Raw genomic sequence first — 22541 nt, 5'->3', positions numbered from 1 at the left:
GGGCAATGGCCCGGACTAGTCCAGGCCGCGGACGGCGGGCTCGTCGCGCAGCAGGGCGTAGATCTGGCGGTGCTGCTCGATGAAGCCTAGCTTTTCGTACAGGTGAATGCCGGCGGTATTAGACGCCAAGACATCGAGGTAGGCGTGCTTCGCGCCCTGGTCGCGCCCCCAGCGCAGCATGTGCTGGCCCAAAAGCGCTCCTAAGCCCTGGCGGCGGTGCGCGGGCGATACCTCCACGGCGGAGTATCCCAGCCAGGCGGTGCCGTCGCCGGATTCGGTGATGGTGCCGCGGGTGATGGCGACGGTCTCTCCGTCAATAACTAGCCGCCCAAAGCCCATTGTGCCCTCGATGCGGGCGCGCAGGTACTCCAGGGCCTGGACGGGCAGCGCCTGGCCGCGGAAGTGGTACATCTGCAACCACGCGTCATCGGGTTGGGCATCGATGCGAAACTCCGCGCCGGTGGGGTGAGAACCCGGGGCCTCGGCGGGAAGGTTCGCGAGATCGCGCAGGACCATGACGAGGATTTCGGGTTCGGTGTGCCAGGTGGCATCGGCAAGCAGGCGCTCTGCAGGCTTGCCAATGCGCTCCGGGATAAGCAGGCGCACCGGGAGATCGTGGCGGCGGTAGAACTCCGTGATTTCCGCGAGCGGCACCGGGTTAAAGCCCGCAGAAGGCCCGAGCGGGACGGCGGAATTGGACCGGCCCGTTACGCCATCGCCGGCGCGCATGAGCCAGGAACCGTCCGCGGTCCACGTGTGCTCCTTGCCGGGAAAGGCCTGGGCGGTGGCGTATTCGACGGCGCGGATATCGGAATTGCGCACCATGCGCGGTGAAAGGCGCTTGATAATCTTCAGCTGCTCGGGGGCGATTTCCACGGCCTCGAGATCGGACGGGTAGCCGCCGACCTGCTGCGGGCGGATGACCAGCGGCTCGAGGCTGAGGACGTGGCCGATGACATCGCTATGCACCCCGCCGAAATCGCGCCGGGCCACGACGCGATCGCCTACCTGCACGTTATCGGAGCGAAAGATGCGGGACATGATTAATCGTCGTGTCCGAAGGGGTCTTCGTCCTCGCCCGGCATCCAGGAATAGCCCGGCTCGGTCCAGCCATTGCGCTTAATGGCCTTCTTTGCCTGGCGCTTGTAGCGGCCGATGAGGGTATCGGTGTACACGTAGCCATCGAGGTGGCCGGTTTCGTGCTGCAGGCAGCGGGCGAAAAAGCCGTAGCCTTCCACGGTGATGTCATTGCCGTGCTCGTCCTTGCCGGTCACGCGCGCCCAGTCGGCGCGGCCGGTGGGAAAGCCCTCGCCCGGCACGGAGAGGCAGCCTTCGTCATCGGAGCCGTCATCGGCAGGCATGGTCTCTGGAATCTCGGAGGTCTCCAGCACTGGGTTGATAACACACCCCTTGCGCATGCCGGCCTTATCGGCGGGCAGTTCGGTGCCATCCGGGCCTTCGGTATCGGGGCAGTGGTACACGAAGAGCCGCTTGCCTATGCCCACCTGGTTCGCAGCCAAGCCCACGCCGTGGGCGACCTCCATGGTCTCGTACATGTCCGCGATGAGCTGTTGCATCTCGGGGCTGGAAATCTCGGATTCTTCCACCGGCGTGGTGGGCTGATGAAGCACGGGCTCGCCGTGGATAACGATGGGACGAATAGTCATGTTCTACAGTTTAAGCATGAACCCCTTGTCTGACCTAGACGCCGCCATTTTGGACTTTGAGGAAACCGCCCCGCGCAGCATTGGCCGCAAGGAAGAGGCCATTCGCGCGCAGCTGGACATCTCGCCGGTGCGCTATCACCAACGGCTGAACCTGCTTCTCGATGCCCCCGCCGCCGCCGAATCCCATCCCCTCTTGGTGGCCCGGCTAAAGCGCCTGCGGGAGGAGCGCGAAAATACGCGGCGCGCCGCGCGGGGAAATACCCCACCGCGTTAGAACCTGCTACTAGTGTTACTGAAGTGACTAAAGAGAATCCGGATAATCTATACGACCAGCAATTCGACGACGCCGCCGGCGATGACGCCGCGGCCGATTATGGCGATGCTTATTATGACGACGCCTACGAAGGTGCTTACGACGGCGCTTATGACGATGAGGTAGACGGCGAGGACGTTGCTGCTGGCGCTGCCGGGGCTGGGGCCGGGGCCGCCGCGGCCAGGACCGGCGGCGGTGGGGGAGGCGCCCACGCCAAAAAGAGCGGTTTACCACTGCGCGGGCTCGCCATGGTGCTTATCGCCGTGGCCGTGATGCTTGGCCTGTGGGGCCTTTATGCCATGACCTCGGAGGACGATGATTCGACCGTCGCTTCCGATTCCGAGCAGTCGAAGTCAGACGGCTCCGCCAATGGCGGCCAAGAGGGCAACGGCGCCGACGGCCCTGCCGCGGATGGCGCGCGCGGCGATGGTTCCCGTGCCGATGGCGCCAATAACCAGCCGCCTCGCGAGGGTGAGAACGCGCACCCGAACGGCGGCGCCGAGGGCGAGGCTAACCGCGACGCCAACCGCGATACCGGCGCGCGCGATCAGCACGGTGAAGGCCGCGCCGGGGATGAAGCCCGGGCCGGCGGCAATGATGCGCCGTCTGCCGCGCGTGACCGCAATGACATTAAGGTCAGCGTGCTTAATAACTCCGGTGAATCCGATAAGGCCAAGAACGAAGCCGATGTGTTGAAGGACGGCGGCTTCAAGGTGGGCTATGTGGGCAACCTGCCAGGCGATGTCCTGACCGTGCCCAAGACCACCGTCTTCTACCCTGAGGGCGATGCCTCCGCGGAGTCGCTGGCTAAGGAAGTTGCCGCGCGCTACCAGGCAGAAGTAAAGCCCATGAATAAGGACCTGCCCAAGGAAGCCACCGAAGACGGCGCCGTTGTGGTCGCCCTCGCTGTCCCCCAGGCCTAAATAAAATTCATGGAATATTACCCCCTACCCGTTAAGCTAGACCGGTGAAGATTCCGGCAGAAGTATTCGCCCGTTCCCCCGAGCCCACGCTCGGGGTGGAATGGGAAGTCGCGCTCGTGGACCGCGACTCGCGCGATCTCGTCCCGCGCGGGGCTGAGTTGATCGATCTCGCCACTGCCGCCCACCCCGATATTCACGTGGAAAAGGAATTCCTGCAGAATACGGTGGAACTAGTCACGGGCATTTGTACCACGGTGCCGGAAGCCATGGCGGAGCTAGAAACTTCGCTGGCCGCCGTGGAGGAAGCCGCGGATAAGCTCGGCATCGATGTGTGGGCCTCAGGCGGGCACCCGTTTACGGATTTCCGGGAAAACCCGCTGTCAGATAAACCCAGCTATCAAGAGATCATCGCCCGCACCCAATACTGGGGAAAGCAGATGCTGCTGTGGGGCACCCATGTTCACGTGGGTATCAGCCACGAGGATCGCGTCTGGCCCATCATCAATGCGCTGATGACAAAGTACCCCCACCTCTTGGCTATCTCTGCCTGCTCGCCGGGGTGGGAAGGCTTGGATACGGGCTACGCCTCCAATCGCACGATGCTCTATCAACAGCTGCCCACCGCCGGCATGCCTTACCAATTTTTCACGTGGGGCGAGTGGCAGTCCTATATGCGGGATCAGGCCATCTCCGGGGTCATCAACCACACCGGCTCGATGCACTTCGATATCCGCCCAGCCTCGAAGTGGGGCACCGTAGAGGTCCGCGTATCCGATGCCACCTCGAATCTGCGGGAGCTCTCCGCCGTCGTCGCGCTCACGCACTGCTTGGTCGTGCACTATGACCGCATGATCGACGCGGGCGAGGAGTTGCCCGTCTTGCAGCCGTGGCACGTGGCGGAAAACAAATGGCGCGGGGCGCGCTACGGCATGGATGCCCTCGTTATTACCTCGCGCGACACGGACGAGGCCTGGGTCAAAGATGAACTGACCCAGATGGTCGAAGAACTAACTCCCTTGGCCCGTGAGCTGGGCTGCGCGGAAGAACTGGCCGTAGTGCACGAAATCATCGACGGCGGCGCCGGATACGAACGCCAACGCCGCCTCTTCCAAGAAACCGGCAGCTGGCGCGATGTCGTCGAAGAAACCTGCCGCGAACTGCACACCTTCCGGCCGGTGCGCTAAGCAGCTGACCACTAACTAGCTAACCGATGACCGGCTCTAAGCGTGCGCGCTCAGTGACCGCACGCCTAGTGCCACACAGCAGGTAGCTGGCCGCGGTGCAGGGGTTCGCAGGTGGTTACCGCACGCCCTAGCTGCGTGCGCGGTCGCGCGCCGCTTAGCCGTTGTCTCGGGCGTGGCGGCCGCCGTAGGACGGGGGAGCCGGGATATCGGTATAGCCCTCGGTGGAAGGAAACTCGCGGGTCTCGGGGTTAAATACCGGGAACTCTGCGGTTTCATCGGGGGCAGAAGCACCCTGCGAGGTAGCGCCAGACTCAGGTGCGCCAGACGCAGGTGCACCAGCTGCGGGTACACCGGAAGCCTGGGTGCGCTGCGCCTGGGAGTGCTGCGGCTGACCCTGCTGCAGCGGGGCATGGTGCTGCGGTTGGGCAGCGGGCTGTGCCGCGTGCTGGCCGGCGTGGGGCTCGTCCTCGCTGGGCTGGGTGCCGGGGATGAATCCCCAGAGGGCATAAAAGGCGATGTAGAGGATGCCGGAGCCGGTGAAAAAGAGCATGGCCCACGGCTGGAAATCCCAGTGGTTGAGCGAGCGGTTGGCGGCTTCGAGCCAGAAGGCTGCGGAGACATAGGGCAGGAGCACGATGCACATGGCCGCGAAGGAGACCAGCGCTGCAACTTGCGCGCCGATGACACCGCGCAGGCGCTTGCCCAGTGCCTGGTTGACGGAGATGAGGACCACGATGGCCAGCGGGAAGACCCAGACCCAGTGGTGGTACCAGGAAAAGGGCGAGACCAAGCACGCGCTAATGCCGGCCAAGGCCATGGCGGCGGAGTTGTTCTTGTGCTTCATCGCGGTGCGCAGTGCCAGGCAGGTCAGGACGAAGACGACCGCGACGGCGGCGAGCCACATCCAGCCGCCGTCGATGCCCCACGCGCGCACCATGAGCGAGCGGATGGACTGCGCGCCCGGGTTGGTGTGTTCACCCACGCGGGAGGAATTGAAGATGGCATCGGTCCAGAACACCTCGGCGTCCGGGATGGTGACGAAACCAATCGCCACGGTCACCGCGAAGGTAAGGACGCTGATGACCGCCTGCCACCAGCGTTTTTGGAATAGGAGCACCAACCCCATGAAGGCCGGGGTGAGCTTCAAACCGGCAGCGAGGCCGATGCCAACGCCGGGCAGCGCCCACTTCTTAGGAATGAGGTCGAGGGCGACCAGGAACATCAAAAAGACGTTGATCTGGCCGTAGAACAAGGTGCCGTACATCGGCTCCACAGCCGGGGCGCAGAGCACCAGCAGGATGGCGACGACCCAGGTCAGCGGCGATAGTTTGAGGCCGCGCTCGTGGAAGACCATGAGGATGACGGCCAATAAGGCAAGGATGGTGCCGCCTTGCCAGAGGATGATAAGGGGGTCATCGGCAAGCGAGGAAATCCACTTGAATAGCGTGCCGGCAAAGGGAGGGTAGGTAAAAGGTAGGTTGCCAATGTAGGCGTTGTCGTAGAGGTTGGCGCCCTCGGCCACCTCGCCGCCGGCGAGCCAGTAAATCTTCAAATCCAGCGGCACGCGCCAGATGAAGGCATTGGGACCGTCGTATTTGCTATAGCGGGAGATGCTGAAGATGAAGAAGGCAACCAAAAGGGTAGCCAGAGTAGGCAGTCCGTATAGCTTTTTCACGGTTAAAGGTGCCTCCTATTTGCGGCGCAGCGAACGGCCGGCGGGGCGGTCATTGCGCGACATCGATTCCTCGGAACCGTACAGGCCTTCACGGCGTGCGATACGTGAGGTGCGCTGCGCGGTCACCGGGCTGGTAAACATCGCAAACAGTACCAGCAAAATAAGCATACCCAAATCACCACGCTCGGCCATACTGAATGATTCTGCCCCGGTGATGCGGATGAACGCACCCATGATGGTGAGGATGAGCCCGGTGGTCTGCGGCTTGCTCACGGCATGCACGCGGGACATCGTGTCCTTAAAGCGCGCCAGGCCAATGGCGGCGGCGAGGATGAGCAGGCTGCCGCTGATGACGAGGATGAGCGAGAGGATATCGGCGATTAAAGACCAACTCATTGGTTATCCCTCTTCCTAAACCTGGTAACGGAGACGGTGGAAATGAAGCCGAGCAGTGCGATAACCAGCATGGCTGAGACCACGGAGGTATCTAACGACCAGCACATATAGGTCGCCAGCGCGCATTGGAACATGGCGGTAAAACCGTCCATTCCCACCAGCCGGTCGAGGGAGTTGGGCCCGGTGATAATGCGCCAGACGGTAATTAATACGGAGACCCACAGCAGGAATGCGGGAACCAGCAGGATGGCGTGATAGATCTGCGGATCCATTATGGGTGGCTCCTTTCAAAGATCTCGATCATGGAAGATTCTAGGCGGGATACGGCATCGATTTCGCGCTGGATCTGCGCCTCATCCCGGGCATCCAGGATGTGGATGGTGATCATGCGATTGGCGATGTCAATATCCGTCACCGTTCCACCCGGCTGCAGGTTATATAGCGTCACGGCAAGGGAGAGGATGAACTCATTTTCTAGGCGCATCGGCAATTCCAGGATGGCGGTCTTGGGCAGCGGCTGCGGCCTTGAGGCGAGCCAGCCCACCTTGAGGGAGGCGTAAAACAGCTCCCAGAACCAGCGGAGCATGTAGCGGAAGAATTTGCCCCACGCGACCTCGACGCCGGCAATGGGCATCGCCGGCAGCGGCAGGGCAAAGACGATGACCAGGGCGACGAGGAGGCCGCCGACCACATTGCCTACCGTGATTTCGCCCATGAGCATGCACCACATGACCGTGATCCAGACGGTAAACCACGGCCGGAAACGGTAGCGCACACCGGCAAAGCGGCTCTTAGTCATCGCGGGCCTCCTTCTTTACTGGCGTAGGGCTTTCCGATGCCCCTGATTTCCCCGGCGCATCCTCGCTCGGCGTCTTCGAAGTCGGTGTCTCCGGCGTGGTGGATTTCGGCTCGTGGGCCGGGTCTGGATCCGGCAGCAGGTGGCTGCGCTCTTTGTAGGAGTCCGCGCCGCCTTCGTAGCGCTCCTTCTGATCAAGGTGCCGAGTGGGGTTATCGGCGTTTTCGCCCAATACGGCGTACTGATAAATGGAGGTATCCTGCGCGGATTCGGCCGCGCGGGAAGTAATGCCGGAAATCGGGCCGGCTAGGAAGGTAATCGAGGTCGAGGCGATGACTAGCAGCGCTGTGGCGCCCACCATGCCGAACGGCACCCGGCCGACGTCCTGGCGGGAGGAGAACTCGACCTCATCGGTGATATCGGAAAGCGGGGCGGGGCGAGCCAGGGCGACGTTACCCTCGGGGGCATCGGCGCGGTCGCGCTGGAAGCCCTTGGCCCAGACCAGCATCATGACATAAAGAGTCAGCAGCGAGGTCACCAGTGCGCCACCGATAAGCACCCATGCCAGCCAGGAGCCTTCATTGGCGCCTGCCTGAATGAGGATGATCTTGCCCAAGAAACCAGAGAACGGCGGTACGCCGCCCAGGTTGATGGCCGGGATGAAATACAGCACGGCGATAAGCGGGGCGGAATACATCAGCGAGCCCAGGCGCCGCAGCGAGGACGTACCGGCCTGGCGCTCGATGAGGCCGACGACCAAGAAGAGCGCGGTCTGCACCAGAATGTGGTGGATGGCGTAGAAAATGGCGCCGGATAGCCCCTGGGCGGTGCCCAAGGAGACGCCGAAAATCATATAACCGATGTGGCTGACCAGGGTAAAGGACAGCAGACGCTTAATATCGGTCTGCGCGATGGCACCCAGGATGCCCACCAGCATGGTGGCCAGCGCCACCCACATCAGCACGGTATCGAGGCCACCATTGGTAAAGATGGACGTGCGCGCGCGGATGATCGCGTATACACCGACCTTGGTGAGCAGGCCGGCGAAGACGGCCGTCACCAGCGAGGGCGCGGTGGGGTAGGAGTCCGGCAGCCAGGCGGCCAGCGGCACCACCGCGGCCTTAATGCCAAAGGCCACGAGCAAGGTGGCGAAGATGGCTGTGCGGGTGCCCTCCGGGATGTCCTGCATGCGCTGGCCAATCTGCGCCATGTTCATGGTGCCGACGGAGGCATAGACATATGCCAGCGCCAGCAGGAAGATCATGGATGAGGCCATCGAGACCATCACATAACCCACGCCGGCGCGCACGCGGCCTGCCGATGCCCCCAAGGTCAACAGCACGTACGAGGCGACGAGGAAGACCTCAAAGCCGACGTACAGGTTAAACAAGTCGCCGGCCAAGAACGAGATATTCACACCCATGGTCAGCAACATGTAGGTGGGCAAGAAGACCGCGACCGGTTCGTCCTTGGTGCCATCGCGCACACCCTGGGAAATGGCGTACCAAATGACGGAGAACAGCACCACGGAGGAGGTAAAGAGGATCATCGTGGAGAGCCGGTCCGCTACCAATGTAATACCCACTGGGGCGTCCCAGCCGCCAATTTGCAGGGTCTGTATGCCATGGAAATCCACTATTATGATCAGGCTCGCGTTCACCGCGGCTGTAATCAGCAGGGAGAAAAAGGCGATCTGGCGCTGCACATTAGGCATGCGGGCAAAAAGCAGCGAGAGCGCTGCGGCCACCGCCGGGATGATAACCGGCAGCGGGATAAGCGCACCGACGTACGGGTACATCGCCTCGGCCGCCTGGTGGAATGGCTCAGTCATCTTCGGCTCCCTTCACTGGCTCCTCGAAGGACTCGGGGCCGAAATTATCGCCTTCCTTGGTGGCGCGCCCAGTGGCGGGGTCATTGGAGGCATCATGATCCGCGCTCGCCGCGGCATTACCGGGCTTGGAGGCCTTGGCGGCAATCGCGGTGTCTTCGGCGTCATCTTCAATGACGTCGGCGGTGCGGTAGCGGTACTGGCGGTAGGCCAAGGTGAGGATGAAGGCCGTCAGCGCCATGGAAATGACGATGGCGGTAAGAATCATCGCTTGGGTAAGTGGATCCGCAATATCGCTGCCATAAGGCTGGGCCTCGCGGCCATCGATGGGCGGTGAGCCCGCCGGGCCACCGGCCTGCAGCATGAAGAGGTTGGCGCCATTGCCCAGCAAGAGCAGCCCGAGCAGCATCTTGGTCATGGCGCGGTCGAGCAAGAGGTAGATGCCCGCAGAAACCATCACTCCGGCGGCGAGCAGGAGGAAGAGGTTGGCTTGCATTTATTTCTCCTTTCCTGCGTTGTCCCCGGAATCTGTGCCGGAGGGGCTCGTTGCGGCTGGTACCTTTTCTTGTTTCTTCTCTTGTTTTTGCGCTCGTTGGGCCTTCTGCTTGGTGCTGCGCTCCCGGTTCTTCCGCGCAAGGGAACGGGCGCGGTCGCGGGCGCGCTGCTTACGCATTTCTTCTTCCTCATCCAGCTTGGCGCCGAGCGAGCTGAGCACGTAGAGCGTGAGCCCCACGACGATGAGGTAGACGCCCAAGTCAAAGACCAGCGCCGAAGGCAGCGAGACCGCGCCGATAAGCGGGATCTCGGGCGAGGTATATCCGCTGGTAAGCGGCGGGTGGCCAAAGAACATCGGCACCACCACCGCCAGGGCGGAGAAGGAGAGACCAGCGCCCATGGTGCGCCCGGCATCGATGGGCAGGGCCTCGTCGAGCTCTGCGCGGCCACCGGCCAGGTAGCGCAGGATGAGCGCGAGCGCGGCCACAAGGCCACCGGCGAAGCCGCCGCCTGGCGCATTGTGCCCGGCAAAGAAGAAGTAGAACGACAGCGCCATCATGGAGGGGAAGAGCACGCGGGTGGAGACATCGATCATCAGCGAGCGGTTGAGCGCCTGCTCCGATTCCGCGCCCGCGGCCAGCCAGCGCCGGCCGGTGACCTGCAGGGTGGGCCGGCGGCTATCCCTAGAGAAGGATTGGGTGCGATAAATCAGGGAGGCCACGCCGAGCGCGGCGATGATGATCACCGTGATCTCACCAAAGGTATCCCAGGCGCGCAGGTCCACCAGCAAGACGTTGACGGCATTGGCGCCGTGGCCAATCTCCTTTGCCAGCTCCGGCATGTACTGCGAGATGGGCTCGGCCGAGCGCGCGTTGATGGCGAACATCGCCACGATGGTGACGGTCAGGCCGGTGCCGACGGAGAGCCAGGCGCGAAGGCGGCCCATCTTCGGGTCCTGCTTCCATTCGGTGGAGGCCGGGATGCGGCGCAGCACCAGCATGAAGAGCACCATGATGATGGTTTCTGTGAGCAGCTGGGTCAGCGCCAAGTCCGGGGCACCGTGGATGGCAAAGACGAAGGACAAGGAATAACCGGTAATGCCGACGATGATGACGGCAGAGAGACGATTATCGGTCACCGTGGCGGCGATGGCGGCCACCATCATGAGGATGGCGGCGATGACCTGCCAGGGGTTTTCTGCAACCACCATGCGGATATCCGTGAGATCACCGGTAATCAACATGGTCAGCGGCAGCACCATGAGGGTGGCGAAGATGACGGTCAGGTTGAGCTGCAGCGAACCGCGCTGGGTAACGGCCGTGGTGCGCAGGGAGAGCTTGCGCAGGGTGGAAATGACCTTGTCGTAGACGGCGTCGGCATCGCCAAGCGCGGGGTACGCAAACTGCCATTGCTCCAGCACCTGGCGGCGCCAGTGGACGATGATGCCGGCCATGATGATGATGGCGGATACGCCCAAGGTCACCGACCACCCGTGCCAGAGTGCCAGGCCGTGGTGCTCGCCTGCCCCGAAAGTGGAATCGAGGTGCTGATCGATGGCCGTCGAGAGCGCCTGCGGCGCGAGGCCGAGCGCGATGGTCAGCGCGGTGAGCACGGCTGGGGCCAGCCACAGGCCCACGTTGACCTTGTGCATCGTGGCTACGGCCTTAGAGACGCCGTCTCTATCGTCTGGGAGGTTCTTGGAGGCAAAGGCACCCCACAAAAAGCGCAGGGCATAGGCCATGGTGAGGATGGAACCTGCCACATAGGCCACCAGGATCATATTGCGTGGCATGCCAATGAGCAGCTCTTCGTGCATGGTGGATTCCAGCACGGCCTCCTTGGACACAAAACCAAAGAGCGGGGGAACGCCCGCCATGGATAGGGCGGAGATTAGGGCGATGCCGTAAAGGAAGGGCTGCCTGCGGCCGAGGCCGGATAGCTTCGTAATATCGCGCGTGCCTGAGCAGTGATCGATGGCGCCGACCACCATGAACAGTGCGGCCTTAAAGAGCGAGTGGGCAAAGGTCAGCGCCAGGCCCGCCTGCATGGCCTCCCGGGAGCCAACCGCCACGATGGAGGTAATAAAGCCCAGCTGGGAGACCGTGCCATAGGCCAAAATGAGCTTGAGGTCCTTTTGCTTCAGCGCCATCCAACCGCCGAGGAGCATGGTAAAGACGCCTAAGGAAATGACCACGAGGTGCCAGGTGGCCACCTCGTACATATCCGGTGCCAGGCGCGCGACCAGGTAGATTCCGGCCTTGACCATGGCGGCGGAGTGCAGGTACGCCGAGACCGGCGTCGGTGCTGCCATGGCACCAGGAAGCCAGAAGTGCGCCGGCACGATGGCGGATTTGGTCAGCGCACCGACCAGGATGAGCACGATGGCGACGGTGACGTATGGGGTTTGGGGGAAGTGATCGTAGGCGTGGATTTCACTAAACGTCCACGCCCCAGTCTGCCGTCCGAGCAGGCAGATGCCCATCAGCATGGATAACCCGCCCAAGACGGTGACCATCAGGGCTTGCTGCGCGGCGCGGCGCGAAGAGGCGCGCTCGGCATAGTAGCTGACCAACAGGTACGACAAGAGGGAGGTGATCTCCCAGAAGACGTACATGAGCAGCAGGCTATCGGAGGCCACAAGCCCAAACATGGCGGTGGCAAAGCCCACCATTTGGCCGGCGAACATGGCAAGGCGGCGGCGCGTGGAATCGAAATAGCCCCAGCAATACAGCAGGACCAGAGCGCCCATGCCCAAAATAATGAGGCTAAAGAGCCCGCCTAGGGCATCCATGCGCAGATCCACGGCGAGGTGCGCGGCCGGCATCCACTCGATGGTGTAATTCAGCGTGCCGCCATCGCGGAAGGTGCCCCGGGCAAAGTGCGCGAGGGTCCACACGAAACCGACACCGGGAACTATTGCCAATAAACCAAAGGCTGGGCGGCCCACATTCATGATGAGCAGCGGTGCAACCACGGTGGCAACGATGAGGGCACCCAGAAGTATTAGCACGTTGGAATCTGCGCTCCTTAGGTTGTGTCAAGTTCTCAGACCCTCGGTGCCGCGGTGCGTGGGGCATATGCGCCGGGAGCATATACACACCAAGACAGTTCGCACTCGGCCGAGTACGAACTGTCCCACTTGTGCAAGTAGCGTGGCCGGAAACGGGGTCAACTCGTCAAAAGTTTACCGGTTTTTCCACAACTTCGAAAGATTACTTTTCGTGCACAGTATTATATGCCGCCGTTGCGCGCTTTTTTAAGCGTAGCGCTGCAAGAAAAGAGCCTCCGCGGCGGCGACGTGTTCGATCTCGGTGGGATCGACGGACTCATTGGCGGAGTGGATGGTGCACTTGGGCTCCTCCACGCCGTAGAGGGCGATTTCCGCGTTGGGGTGTGCCTCTTGCAGCTCGGTGGTCAGCGGGATGGAACCGCCCATGCCTTGGGCTGCGGTGTCCTTGCCGTAAGCCTCGGAGAGGCAGTGGCCCAATAGTGCGACGGCGGGCTTTTTCGGGTCGGTAGAGAAACCGGCATTGGCCTCCACGACCTCAGCCTTGACGTGCGCGCCCCACGGGGCGTGGTTCTTCACGTGCTCGCAGACGGCCTCGCCGATGGCGCGGGCATCGGTGCCTGCTGGAACGCGCAGATTCAGCTTGGCCGCCGCGGTAGCGGGAACGGCGTTGACGGCCTCAGCCACCGGGGTAGAGGTAAAGCCGGTTACGGAAATGGCCGGGCGGGACCACACCATATCCGCCACCGGGGTAGCGCCCTCTGGGTCCTTGGACCCCATGATCTCGGTGCCCTCGAGCAGCTGCGCATCGCCGCGGAAGGCCTCGGCCGGGTATTCCTGGCCCTGCCAGTGGGCGCTGGTATCCACGCCATCGATGGTGGTGCGGCCGTACTCATCCGTGAGCGAATCCAGCGTGCGCATCAGCGCCTTCACCGCATCCGGGGCCGCGCCGCCGAATTGGCCGGAGTGCACGGGCGCGGCCAGGGTATTGACCTCGACCTCAATCTGCGCGCCGCCGCGCAGGGAGGTGGTCAAGGTGGGCTGGCCCACCGCGGCATTGCCGGCATCCGCGATCAGGATGGCATCGGCAGCGAAAAGCTCCGGGCGGTCCTTGATGAGCTGGGACAGGCCCTCGCCGCCGCGCTCTTCAGAGCCTTCGATGAGGTACTTGAGGTTCACCTTGGTGCCGCCATTGGCCTCGAGGGCGCGCAAGGCCGCCAAGTGCATGGCCACATTGCCCTTGCAATCTGCCGCGCCGCGGCCGTACCAGCGGGTGCTACCATCGGCGGACTCGCGCTCGGTCAAGGTGAAGGGATCAGCCTCCCACGCCGCGCGGTCACCGGCGGGGACCACGTCGTAGTGCGAGTAGAGCAGTACGGTCTTGGCGCCTTCTTCGCCCTTGCGCTCGCCCAAAATGGCGGTGGAGCCATCGGTGGTCTCGATGGTTTCTACCGTTGCCCCGGCTTCTTCCAGCGCGGCCTTCACCCACTGGCTCGCGTCCTGGGCCTGGTCTTCCAAGCCCGGCTCATTGTGCACGGAGTTGAATGCAACGAGCTCGCTGAGCTGGCGGAAGATGGTGTCGCGGTCACTGCGTACGCTGTCAATGATATTTGTCATGCACTCCACGGTACCCTGCCGTGCGCGGGCCATAAAGTAAGCCATAAAATAAACGGAATAGGTACACGGGGCGGCGGTGGCCTAGAATTTTCCCCATCTTCCCGCCAGGTACCTTCCGGTGGCCGACGCGAAGATGGTTGAGATTAAAAAACAGTAAAGCAATACTAGAAAGGACCTGGCATGGCGTCTACGCAAGCTCCCGCCGCCGGTTCGCAGGCCAGTCTGCCCGAGTTGACCCTGCGTGGAGTCATCATCGGCGGCCTGATTACCCTCATTTTTACCGCCGCCAACGTCTACCTGGGCCTGAAGGTGGGCCTGACGTTTGCCACCTCCATCCCCGCCGCCGTGATTTCCATGGCGGTGCTGCGCCGGTTTGCCGGGCACAACATCAAAGAAAACAACATTGTGCAGACCATTGCCTCGGCTGCAGGCACGTTGTCCGCCATCATCTTCGTTCTGCCCGGCCTGGTCATGGTGGGCTATTGGCAAGGCTTTGGATTCTTCAAAACCGCAGGCGTGTGCATCATCGGCGGTGTGCTGGGCGTGATGTATTCCATCCCGCTGCGCCGCGCGCTGGTCACCGGTTCCGATCTCCCTTATCCGGAAGGTGTTGCCGCCGCGGAGGTCCTCCGCGTGGGCGATGAGACTGGCGACGACTCCAGCCACGGGGAGAATGCCAAGGGCCTGCGCGTCATCGTCGTCGGTGGCCTGGTCTCCGCCGCGATGGCGTTATTGACCTCGATGAAGGCCGCGGCCGCCGAGGTGTCTACCTATTTCAAGCTCGGCTCCGGCGCCACCACGCTGGGCGCGAGCCTGTCCACCGCGCTCATTGGCGTGGGCCACCTGGTGGGCCTGCCGGTGGGCATTGCAATGCTGGTCGGCGTGGTCATCTCCTACTTCGTCCTGCTGCCCATCCGCACCACGGGTGATGTGGGGCCTGCTGCCGCGCTTGCCGATGTCGTCGATCCCACCTTCGCCGATGACATCCGGTTCATCGGCGTGGGCACCATGGCCATTGCCGCCATCTGGACGCTGATCAAGATCGCCGGGCCGATTACCGTGGGCATTCGCCAGTCCTTGGCCTCTTCGCGCACCCGCAAATCCGGTGGCACGGTCGACGTCACCGAGCGCGATATTCCCTTCCCTTATGTGGTAACCACCATCGTGGTGCTGATGGTTCCCATCGCGCTCTTGCTCTGGGACTTCGTGCAGGGTACCGATATCCATGACCACATGGTGGTGCTCATTACCGTCTCTGTGGTCTTTACCCTGCTGGTTGGCCTAATCATTGCCTCCGTGTGCGGTTATATGGCTGGTTTGATCGGTGCCTCCAACTCGCCGATTTCCTCCATTGGCGTGATCGCGGTGCTTACTGCATCGTTAGTCATCGCGGCCGTGACCCGCGGCAGCAGCGCGGAGCCGCTCTCCCTGGTGGCCTATACGCTCTTTACCGCGGCCATCGTCTTTGGCATCGCCACCATTTCCAATGACAACCTGCAGGATTTAAAGACCGGCCAGCTGGTTGGCGCTACCCCGTGGAAACAGCAGGTGGCGCTGATCATCGGTGTGGTCTTCGGCTCCCTGGTGATCCCGCCCATCCTGCAGCTCATGCTCACCGGATTCGGTTTCCAGGGTATGGAAGGCGCCGGCGAGGATGCCCTTGCTGCCCCGCAGGCCGCCCTGATGTCCTCGGTGGCCTCCGGCATTTTTGAAAATTCGCTGAACTGGAGCCTCATCTTTACCGGCATGGGCATCGGTGCCGTTCTCATCATCGTGGACGAGTGCCTGCACAAGTTCACTTCCAAGGGCTCGCTGTCTCCGCTTGCCGTCGGCATGGGCATGTACTTGCCCGCAGCACTGACCATCGTCATTCCCATCGGCGCCATCCTGGGTACCTTTTATAATAAGTGGGCCGCACGCCAATCCCGCCCGGAGTTTGCCAAGCGCATGGGCACGCTGTTGGCCACCGGCCTCATCGTGGGCGAGTCCCTCTTCGGTGTGGTCAATGCCGCCATCATCGCCGGCTCCGGCGGGGATAGCCCGCTGGAGGTCTTTTCCGGCGGTACCTCCGCGACGGTGCTTGGCATCGTCCTGTTTATCGCTGCGCTGAGCTTCATCTACCGCTGGACCGCGCGCAAGGTGCAAGCCCCTGAGCAGACCGACAACTAGGACAAGGCTGCGGCGGCCGCGCAGTAGGACGCTTCCTTATATATACGGATATGTACGTCTACATCTGGCGCCTCTGCGGGAGGCGCAAGATCGCTAGAGGCAAGCGCGTTGCACCTTGCAGTCGGGGTAGGAGAGTGCCAGAATAGTCGTTAGCACTCGCACAGAATGAGTGCTAGATAAATCTCCATCGTTGTGGTTGAGGTTGGTCCACACTCACCAGCCATGCCGTCGCGGGCGTCCGCAGCGAGAAAGACGTGAGTGTCGTCCTCAATAAATCCAAGGAGCACAAACACTATGGCAAAGATTATCGCTTTTGATGAAGAGGCCCGCCGCGGCCTTGAGCGCGGCCTGAATACTCTGGCTGACGCAGTCAAGGTCACCCTCGGCCCCAAGGGCCGCAACGTCGTCTTAGAAAAGTCCTGGGGCGCGCCGACCATTACCAATGACGGCGTTTCCATCGCTCGCGAAATCGAGCTCGAGGATGCTTACGAGAAGATCGGCGCCGAGCTGGTCAAGGAAGTTGCCAAGAAGACCGATGACGTCGCCGGCGACGGCACCACCACCGCAACCGTTCTGGCACAGGCACTCGTGCGTGAGGGTCTGCGCAACGTAGCTGCAGGCTCCAACCCCATGGGCATCAAGCGTGGCATCGAGACCGCTACCAAGAAGGTTGTGGACTCCCTGCTGTCTTCCGCAAAGGAAGTAGAAACCCAGGAGCAGATCGCTACCACCGCTGGTATTTCCGCTGCGGATCCAGCAATTGGTGAGAAGATCGCTGAGGCAATGTACACCGTGGGCAACGGTTCCGTAAACAAGGATTCCGTTATCACCGTGGAAGAGTCCAACACCTTCGGCGTTGACCTCGAGGTTACCGAGGGCATGCGCTTTGATAAGGGCTACATTTCCGGCTACTTCGCTACCGATATGGAGCGCCAGGAGGCAGTCCTTGAGGATCCCTACATCCTGCTGGTGTCCTCCAAGATCTCCAATATCAAGGACCTCGTCCCGCTGCTGGAGAAGGTCATGCAGTCCGGCAAGCCGCTGCTGATCATCGCCGAGGACGTTGAGGGCGAAGCCCTGTCCACCCTCGTGGTTAACAAGATCCGCGGCACCTTCAAGTCCGTTGCCGTGAAGGCTCCGGGCTTCGGTGACCGCCGCAAGGCCACCCTGCAGGACATGGCCATCCTGACCGGCGGCCAGGTCATCTCCGAAGAAGTTGGCCTCTCCCTCGAGACCGCCGAGCTCGAGTACCTGGGCCAGGCACGCAAGGTCGTTGTCACCAAGGATGAGACCACCATCGTCCAGGGTGCTGGCACCCAGGAGCAGATCGATGGCCGCATCAAGCAGATCCGCGCCGAGATCGAGAACTCCGATTCCGATTACGACCGCGAGAAGCTGCAGGAGCGTCTGGCTAAGCTCTCCGGCGGGGTGGCCGTGCTCAAGGTCGGTGCCGCCACCGAGGTTGAGCTTAAGGAACGCAAGCACCGCATCGAGGATGCCGTGCGCAACGCCAAGGCAGCCGTGGAAGAAGGCATCGTTGCCGGCGGTGGCGTTGCCCTGCTGCAGGCCGCTTCCGTTCTTGACTCCATTGAGGCCGAAGGCGACGAGGCAACCGGTGTAAAGATCGTCCGCGAGGCACTGTCCGCACCGCTGAAGCAGATCGCTCACAACGCTGGCCTCGAGCCTGGCGTGGTGGCCGACAAGGTCTCCGGCCTGTCTGCCGGCGAGGGCCTCAACGCCGCCACCGGTGAGTACGTCAACCTCATGGAATCCGGCATCAATGACCCGGTTAAGGTCACCCGCTCCGCACTGCAGAACGCTGCGTCCATTGCAGCACTGTTCCTGACCACCGAGGCCGTTGTAGCCGATAAGCCAGAGCCTGCCGGCTCCAACAACGCTATGCCTGACGCTGACGCTATGGGCGGCATGGGCTTCTAAACCAAGAGAGCCTAGAAAGCCTGCCGTATAGCCCTTATATAGGCCTCTCAGGCGATATAAGAGATTTACGCGTCAACGCCTCAGTGGGGCACGTTAAGTGTCAATGCGCCCCTCCAATGTGCATATACCGCACAATGGAGGGGCGCTTCGGCGTGTCTAAGGCATTTTGTAAGTTTGCCGTGTTAGGGGACGATGAAAATGCATCGAAATCGCGACATAAACGACGAAAACGCTAGTCATTGACGTCTTTCTTAAGGGGTGACGGCTTTGTCATGGGGCGCTGAAAACTAGGACATTGAGGCTAAGTAAGCGTTCCCTTACCTAATAACACCAGCCACATGCGTCACACTACCCCTTGATGTGGGTGCTTGGGTGGGTGATAGGTGGAAGAAAGTTCTGACTAGCTTAGCGTCTCGGGGAGGCGATATTTATCGCCATTTGCACCCTTGAGCGTTACAGTGTTCACCCGAATTTAACTAAACCGCTGTGTGGAGATTTTAAAACTGCAGCTCAGAGCTTTGGATGGATGTCATAAATTCCATTATGTGCTTATATAAAAGACAGCACCATCTCAGCGTAAATTGAAAAAGTCAAAAATTTTCCGCGAAGTGGACTTGCTTTCAATCGAAGTTGTGCCAAAATATCTCTTGTGACGCCCACTGAGGGTGTCTGCAAACTGCAAACCCCCTCCGGGGCAAAAAGCTTCGGAACATACTTTAGGAGTTCAAATATGGACCTCTCCACCATTCAGATGCACCTGGACAACTTTGTTAACACCTGGGAAGGCTGGAACAATGTCGTTAAGGGCCTGGATTCCCTCGTCGGCATTAAAGAGGGCTTCGCTACCGTCCGTGACTTGATTGTTGACGGTGCTGAGAACTTCCACGCCGCATCTTCCCTGTCTTCCAAGTAATTCACTAAAATCCCTATAATCTGAGGAGAAAAACATGCAGACTCTTTCCAGCGACATCTCTAACATCTACTCTGCAGCTGCCCATGTGTTCGAGGGCTTCTACAACTTCGTCGAGCCTTACATCGACATCGCTAAGGGCGTTTCCCAGCTGCTCGGCATGTTCCAGTAAGAACAGCCTTCTAAAGTGAGCTTATAAAGCTCCTGAAGTAGAATGGCCTACTCCGGTTGGAGTAGGCCATTTTTCGTTTTCTGTTTTATATACCTGTATGCAGGGGCGGCGTTGCCTTTTGGCGCGCTAGAAGCCATCGAACGGGTTACACTAAGTGCATGGCTGATATTAAAGACGATGAACTCCCTGAGATTGACCTTGCAAAGACAGACGGCTTTGTCGTCGATGGAGCGGATGAAGACGATCCGTCGCTGATCATGCCGGATGGTTCTCCCGTGGAAACGTGGCGCGAGAATTATCCTTATGACGAGCGCATGACGCGCGATGAATACGACACCATTAAGCGCTCGCTGCAGATTGAGCTTTTGAAGTGGCAGAACTGGACCAAGGAAACCGGCCAGCGCCACATTATCCTGTTTGAGGGCCGCGATGCTGCTGGCAAGGGCGGTACCATCAAGCGCTTTAATGAGCACCTGAACCCCCGTGGTGCGCGCACCGTGGCTTTGGAGAAGCCTTCACCGCGCGAATCCACGTCGTGGTACTTCCAGCGCTATATCGAGCATTTCCCTGCTGCGGGAGAGATCGTCTTTTTTGACCGCTCCTGGTACAACCGCTCCGGTGTGGAACGGGTTATGGGCTTTTGCACTGAGTCTCAGCACGCAGAGTTCCTGCGTGAGGTCCCCATGCTGGAAAATATGCTCTTAGGATCGGGTATCTCGCTGACCAAGCTGTGGTTCTCGGTTACTAGGAAGGAACAGCGCACGCGCTTTGCCATCCGCCAGATTGATCCGGTGCGCCAGTGGAAGCTCTCGCCGATGGACCTGGCTTCCCTGGATAAGTGGGATGACTACACGCGCGCGAAGGAAGAGCAGTTCCGCTATACGGATACGGAAGAATCGCCGTGGATTACCATCAAGTCCAATGACAAGAAGCGCGCTCGTGTCAATGCGATGCGCTATGTGCTCTCGAAATTCGAGTACACCAACAAGGACCATGAATTGGTGGGGGAGCCGGACACGAACATTGTTAAGCGTGGGCGCGACCAGATTGGTGATTAGTAGCTTTAAGGCCTAGCGCTTTTTCGGCGGGAAGATCGTGATAGTCGGTCTTCCAGCTTTGCTGTGTCTACGGCTTCTGTGGTGGCTTAGTCTTAGCTGGGGTTGGACCGTGATTTGGGGGCTATTGCTTAAAGAAACATCAGCCATAATTAAAAACTTCTTGAATTACGTTCCCGAGAAAACTACTATTAGGGTGACCTAAGAGTCATCTTGCCCGTATGCGTGGCATAACCCACATCTAAGGAGTATGTACATGATAAGGAAGAAACTGTGTGTCTTGGCTACCGCTACCGCTGTATCCATGGCACCGATTGCAGTATCGGGAACACTCACTGCTACCGCATTTGCGGGTGGCGGTGAACCAGCCGCTGAGGCAGCGGCCGATAAGACCGACGTGCTTGGCCGCTCGACGGTGTCTGATAAACAGATCGCCGATGAAGACGGCTACTTTGATAGCCACGATGGCGAAGGCGTGAAGATCTACTACCGCAAGCAGCTGGTAGAAAACCCGCGCGGCAATGTCGTATTGGCCCACGGTGTCTCCGAACACTCTGGTCGCTATGACTACGTGGCCAAGCGCCTGCTGGATGCCGGATACAACGTCTACCGCCTGGACCACCGTGGACACGGTAAATCTGCATCCGGCAGCACGCCGCTGGGGCACATTGATAACTTCCAGTACATCCTCAATGACTTCGACCGCGTCGTCGATATGGCCAAGGGCGAGCACCCCAATGTAAAGACCTTCCTGTTGGGTCACTCCATGGGCTCTCTGACCGTGCAGGCGTACGGTATCCGTGAACCTGGCAAGGTCGATGGCATCATCACCAATGGTGGCGGTGCACCATTGAACCTTTCCGGTAAGAAGGCAACCGGCCAGACCGTCACCCCAGAAGAAATTTCTGAGGTGCAAAAGCAGCTCGACCCCACCCTGTTCGAGCGCCTGCCGCTGGCGGATATCACCAGCTTTAACGCCAACTACGCGCAGAACCTAATCCCGCACCGCACCCACATTGGTGCGCAGTCGCCGGAGCTTTCTAAGAAGGTCATGTTGTCTAACCCGTTCACGGAGGGCATTTCCACCAGCCAGGCCGTGAAGGACGAGTACGCTACCAGCCCGCTTATCGCGCAGAAGACCAGCGCCGGTACCGCGCTGCAGCTGGGTGCTATTGCAACCTATGATGCCGTCAATGCGGACTTGTTCACCGCGCCGACGCTTATCATGCACGGCACCAAGGACGGCATTGTTCCGCCGTACTTCTCCCAGGACTGGTACAACTCCATTTCCTCTGAAGATGTGGAATACATCAACTGGGAGGGCCAGAAGCACGAGGTATTTAACGAGCCCGCCGCTGATCAGGCCCTCGATACCGTTGTGGATTGGCTGGACCGCCACGTGTAGAAGATAGCGTGTCTCGGGTTTAATAGGCCCGGCACACAATGACCTGCTTTCCCTGTCGTTGGGTTGGTACTTAGGCTTTAGCGGCCTAGGGAAGGTGGGTCATTTATGATTTGTTTGAATTATTTAGACTTGCGTAGAAGGTGTCCAACTCGGTGAGAATTGCTGTTGTGGGCAGGTTTTCCGTGAGGTAAGAGGCTAAATCACGGTCCAACATCGCTGCTACATCTTGGCAGGCCTCGTGGCATTCTCTAGGCCGTAATCGAGTATCTGTGCCCGTGACAGGGATGCCGCGAAGGACTACAGACTCGTGATGCGCAACCCTATTTCTAATTTTCTTTATCTCGAGGATTTTGGAATGAACCCACTTACGGGTCAGACCGTGAGTGGAAAATTCAGGATCTTTCTTCCGAGCTACTGAATTCGCACCTGGAAAGACAGAAATTAAGGCTTGGCGGGACCAAATTCTGTCATGATCAGCATTGTTGAAAGGGGCTGGTAAGCCCGTGGAGCCTCCTGTATCGAGGATATTTGTCCAAGTTCTAAACATGGAAGCAGCAATGACCCGTCCTCCCAGCCTTTTGCTTCGTTCGGTATTCTTGGTGAAGTCTGTTGGCAGGCTATTCCATGCTTCTGTGATATTGTCTCGAACCCGTTTATCGAACCCCATCTCGAGCTTGCAATACCAATCATCTCCGTATTCGGAGCTGAGATATCCAGAAACTGAGTTACGTAATGCTACTTCGATGAAGGCTATCTCATGAAAAAGGGAAGCACTAAGGTGGCGATCGAGTTCGTAGAGCTCAAAAGCCTTATCTGTGGATCCACCAGTTTTTGTAAGGTAGGGCTCCAACCTGTTTTCTGATAACCACTCTTTTTTAATCCGTTTACTACTCATGGCTACCAACTTAAAGGCTCTTTAAAAATATTTTTGATTGAGGCGGCACGTCCGATTATACTCGGTATAGTATTCCCCTCCTCGTGGTGGTCAACC

The 22541-nt window shown here is 60.2% G+C and carries 20 protein-coding genes; 9 read left to right on the top strand and 11 right to left on the bottom strand.

All coding sequences use genetic code 11. The annotated features are described in order from the left end of the window. Window positions 1-15 precede the first annotated feature (15 nt). Window positions 16-1041: a GNAT family N-acetyltransferase gene (locus EL217_RS09960; RefSeq protein ID WP_126319850.1), complete on the bottom strand. Its 1026-nt coding sequence runs from the start codon at window positions 1039-1041 to the stop codon at window positions 16-18. A gap of 2 nt (window positions 1042-1043) precedes the next feature. Beyond that, window positions 1044-1667 (bottom strand): peptide deformylase, encoded by a 624-nt coding sequence (locus EL217_RS09955; RefSeq protein WP_005284937.1) that lies wholly within the window; start codon window positions 1665-1667, stop codon window positions 1044-1046. On the opposite strand from EL217_RS09955, the gene EL217_RS09950 reads away from it, so the two are divergent. Genes EL217_RS09950 through EL217_RS09940 form a run of 3 tightly spaced genes read left to right on the top strand, consistent with a single transcriptional unit; the run spans window position 1666 to window position 4087 of the window. Further along, on the top strand, window positions 1666-1941 hold the full coding sequence (locus tag EL217_RS09950; protein WP_005279449.1) for a DUF3263 domain-containing protein: 276 nt from the start codon (window positions 1666-1668) through the stop codon (window positions 1939-1941). The genes EL217_RS09955 and EL217_RS09950 overlap by 2 nt on opposite strands. 23 nt (window positions 1942-1964) lie before the next feature. After that, window positions 1965-2903, top strand: coding sequence for a LytR C-terminal domain-containing protein (locus tag EL217_RS09945; protein ID WP_126319848.1), 939 nt, complete (start codon window positions 1965-1967; stop codon window positions 2901-2903). A 44-nt stretch (window positions 2904-2947) separates the two neighbouring features. Beyond that, the gene (locus EL217_RS09940) at window positions 2948-4087 is read left to right on the top strand and encodes a glutamate--cysteine ligase (RefSeq protein WP_126319846.1); all 1140 of its coding nucleotides are present in this window, start codon (window positions 2948-2950) and stop codon (window positions 4085-4087) included. 154 nt (window positions 4088-4241) lie between these two features. Here EL217_RS09940 and EL217_RS09935 read toward each other — a convergent pair whose 3' ends face one another. The 8 genes from EL217_RS09935 to EL217_RS09900 form a co-directional block, all read right to left on the bottom strand. Beyond that, on the bottom strand, window positions 4242-5762 hold the full coding sequence (locus EL217_RS09935; RefSeq protein WP_023018013.1) for a glycosyltransferase 87 family protein: 1521 nt from the start codon (window positions 5760-5762) through the stop codon (window positions 4242-4244). A gap of 15 nt (window positions 5763-5777) precedes the next feature. Next, window positions 5778-6158 carry a monovalent cation/H(+) antiporter subunit G gene (locus EL217_RS09930; RefSeq protein ID WP_005279458.1) on the bottom strand — a complete coding sequence of 127 codons (381 nt, stop codon included), beginning with the start codon at window positions 6156-6158 and terminating at the stop codon, window positions 5778-5780. Beyond that, window positions 6155-6430: a monovalent cation/H+ antiporter complex subunit F gene (locus EL217_RS09925; protein WP_023018012.1), complete on the bottom strand. Its 276-nt coding sequence runs from the start codon at window positions 6428-6430 to the stop codon at window positions 6155-6157. The genes EL217_RS09930 and EL217_RS09925 overlap by 4 nt, the downstream gene beginning before the upstream one ends. Further along, on the bottom strand, window positions 6430-6957 hold the full coding sequence (locus tag EL217_RS09920; protein WP_005279462.1) for a Na+/H+ antiporter subunit E: 528 nt from the start codon (window positions 6955-6957) through the stop codon (window positions 6430-6432). Before EL217_RS09920 ends, EL217_RS09925 begins: the two co-directional genes overlap by 1 nt. Then, window positions 6950-8785, bottom strand: coding sequence for a Na+/H+ antiporter subunit D (locus EL217_RS09915; protein ID WP_126319844.1), 1836 nt, complete (start codon window positions 8783-8785; stop codon window positions 6950-6952). The genes EL217_RS09920 and EL217_RS09915 overlap by 8 nt, the downstream gene beginning before the upstream one ends. Next, window positions 8778-9278: a Na(+)/H(+) antiporter subunit C gene (locus EL217_RS09910; RefSeq protein WP_005279466.1), complete on the bottom strand. Its 501-nt coding sequence runs from the start codon at window positions 9276-9278 to the stop codon at window positions 8778-8780. Before EL217_RS09910 ends, EL217_RS09915 begins: the two co-directional genes overlap by 8 nt. Further along, on the bottom strand, window positions 9279-12287 hold the full coding sequence (locus tag EL217_RS09905; protein ID WP_126319842.1) for a Na+/H+ antiporter subunit A: 3009 nt from the start codon (window positions 12285-12287) through the stop codon (window positions 9279-9281). A gap of 246 nt (window positions 12288-12533) precedes the next feature. Continuing rightward, window positions 12534-13901: a dipeptidase gene (locus tag EL217_RS09900; protein ID WP_126319840.1), complete on the bottom strand. Its 1368-nt coding sequence runs from the start codon at window positions 13899-13901 to the stop codon at window positions 12534-12536. Between the two features lie 180 nt (window positions 13902-14081). Here EL217_RS09900 and EL217_RS09895 point away from each other — a divergent pair, with 180 nt between their 5' ends. The 6 genes from EL217_RS09895 to EL217_RS09875 all read left to right on the top strand — a co-directional run bounded on the left by EL217_RS09895 (window position 14082) and on the right by EL217_RS09875 (window position 21550). Then, entirely contained in the window at window positions 14082-16070 is a 1989-nt protein-coding gene (locus tag EL217_RS09895) for an OPT family oligopeptide transporter (RefSeq protein ID WP_126319838.1), read from the top strand. 294 nt (window positions 16071-16364) lie between these two features. Then, window positions 16365-18008 carry a chaperonin GroEL gene (gene groL / locus EL217_RS09890; protein WP_126319836.1) on the top strand — a complete coding sequence of 548 codons (1644 nt, stop codon included), beginning with the start codon at window positions 16365-16367 and terminating at the stop codon, window positions 18006-18008. Window positions 18009-18738: 730 nt separating this feature from the next. After that, entirely contained in the window at window positions 18739-18921 is a 183-nt protein-coding gene (locus tag EL217_RS09885; protein WP_005284904.1) for a hypothetical protein, read from the top strand. A 34-nt stretch (window positions 18922-18955) separates the two neighbouring features. Further along, entirely contained in the window at window positions 18956-19090 is a 135-nt protein-coding gene (locus EL217_RS11405) for a hypothetical protein (protein WP_005284901.1), read from the top strand. A 158-nt stretch (window positions 19091-19248) separates the two neighbouring features. Beyond that, the gene (gene ppk2 / locus EL217_RS09880) at window positions 19249-20148 is read left to right on the top strand and encodes a polyphosphate kinase 2 (protein ID WP_005279474.1); all 900 of its coding nucleotides are present in this window, start codon (window positions 19249-19251) and stop codon (window positions 20146-20148) included. A 253-nt stretch (window positions 20149-20401) separates the two neighbouring features. Next, window positions 20402-21550, top strand: a complete 1149-nt coding sequence (locus EL217_RS09875) for an alpha/beta hydrolase (RefSeq protein WP_232018288.1) — start codon at window positions 20402-20404, stop codon at window positions 21548-21550. 103 nt (window positions 21551-21653) lie between these two features. Here the strand turns inward: EL217_RS09875 and EL217_RS09870 are convergent, their stop codons facing one another. After that, window positions 21654-22445, bottom strand: a complete 792-nt coding sequence (locus EL217_RS09870) for an Abi family protein (RefSeq protein WP_023029258.1) — start codon at window positions 22443-22445, stop codon at window positions 21654-21656. Between the last annotated feature and the right edge of the window lie 96 nt (window positions 22446-22541).

The organism is Corynebacterium segmentosum (assembly GCF_900637825.1).
GTDB lineage: Bacteria > Actinomycetota > Actinomycetes > Mycobacteriales > Mycobacteriaceae > Corynebacterium > Corynebacterium accolens.
The sequence above is the reverse complement of the archived record's forward strand: the minus strand, read 5'-3'. Positions and strand labels throughout refer to the sequence as shown.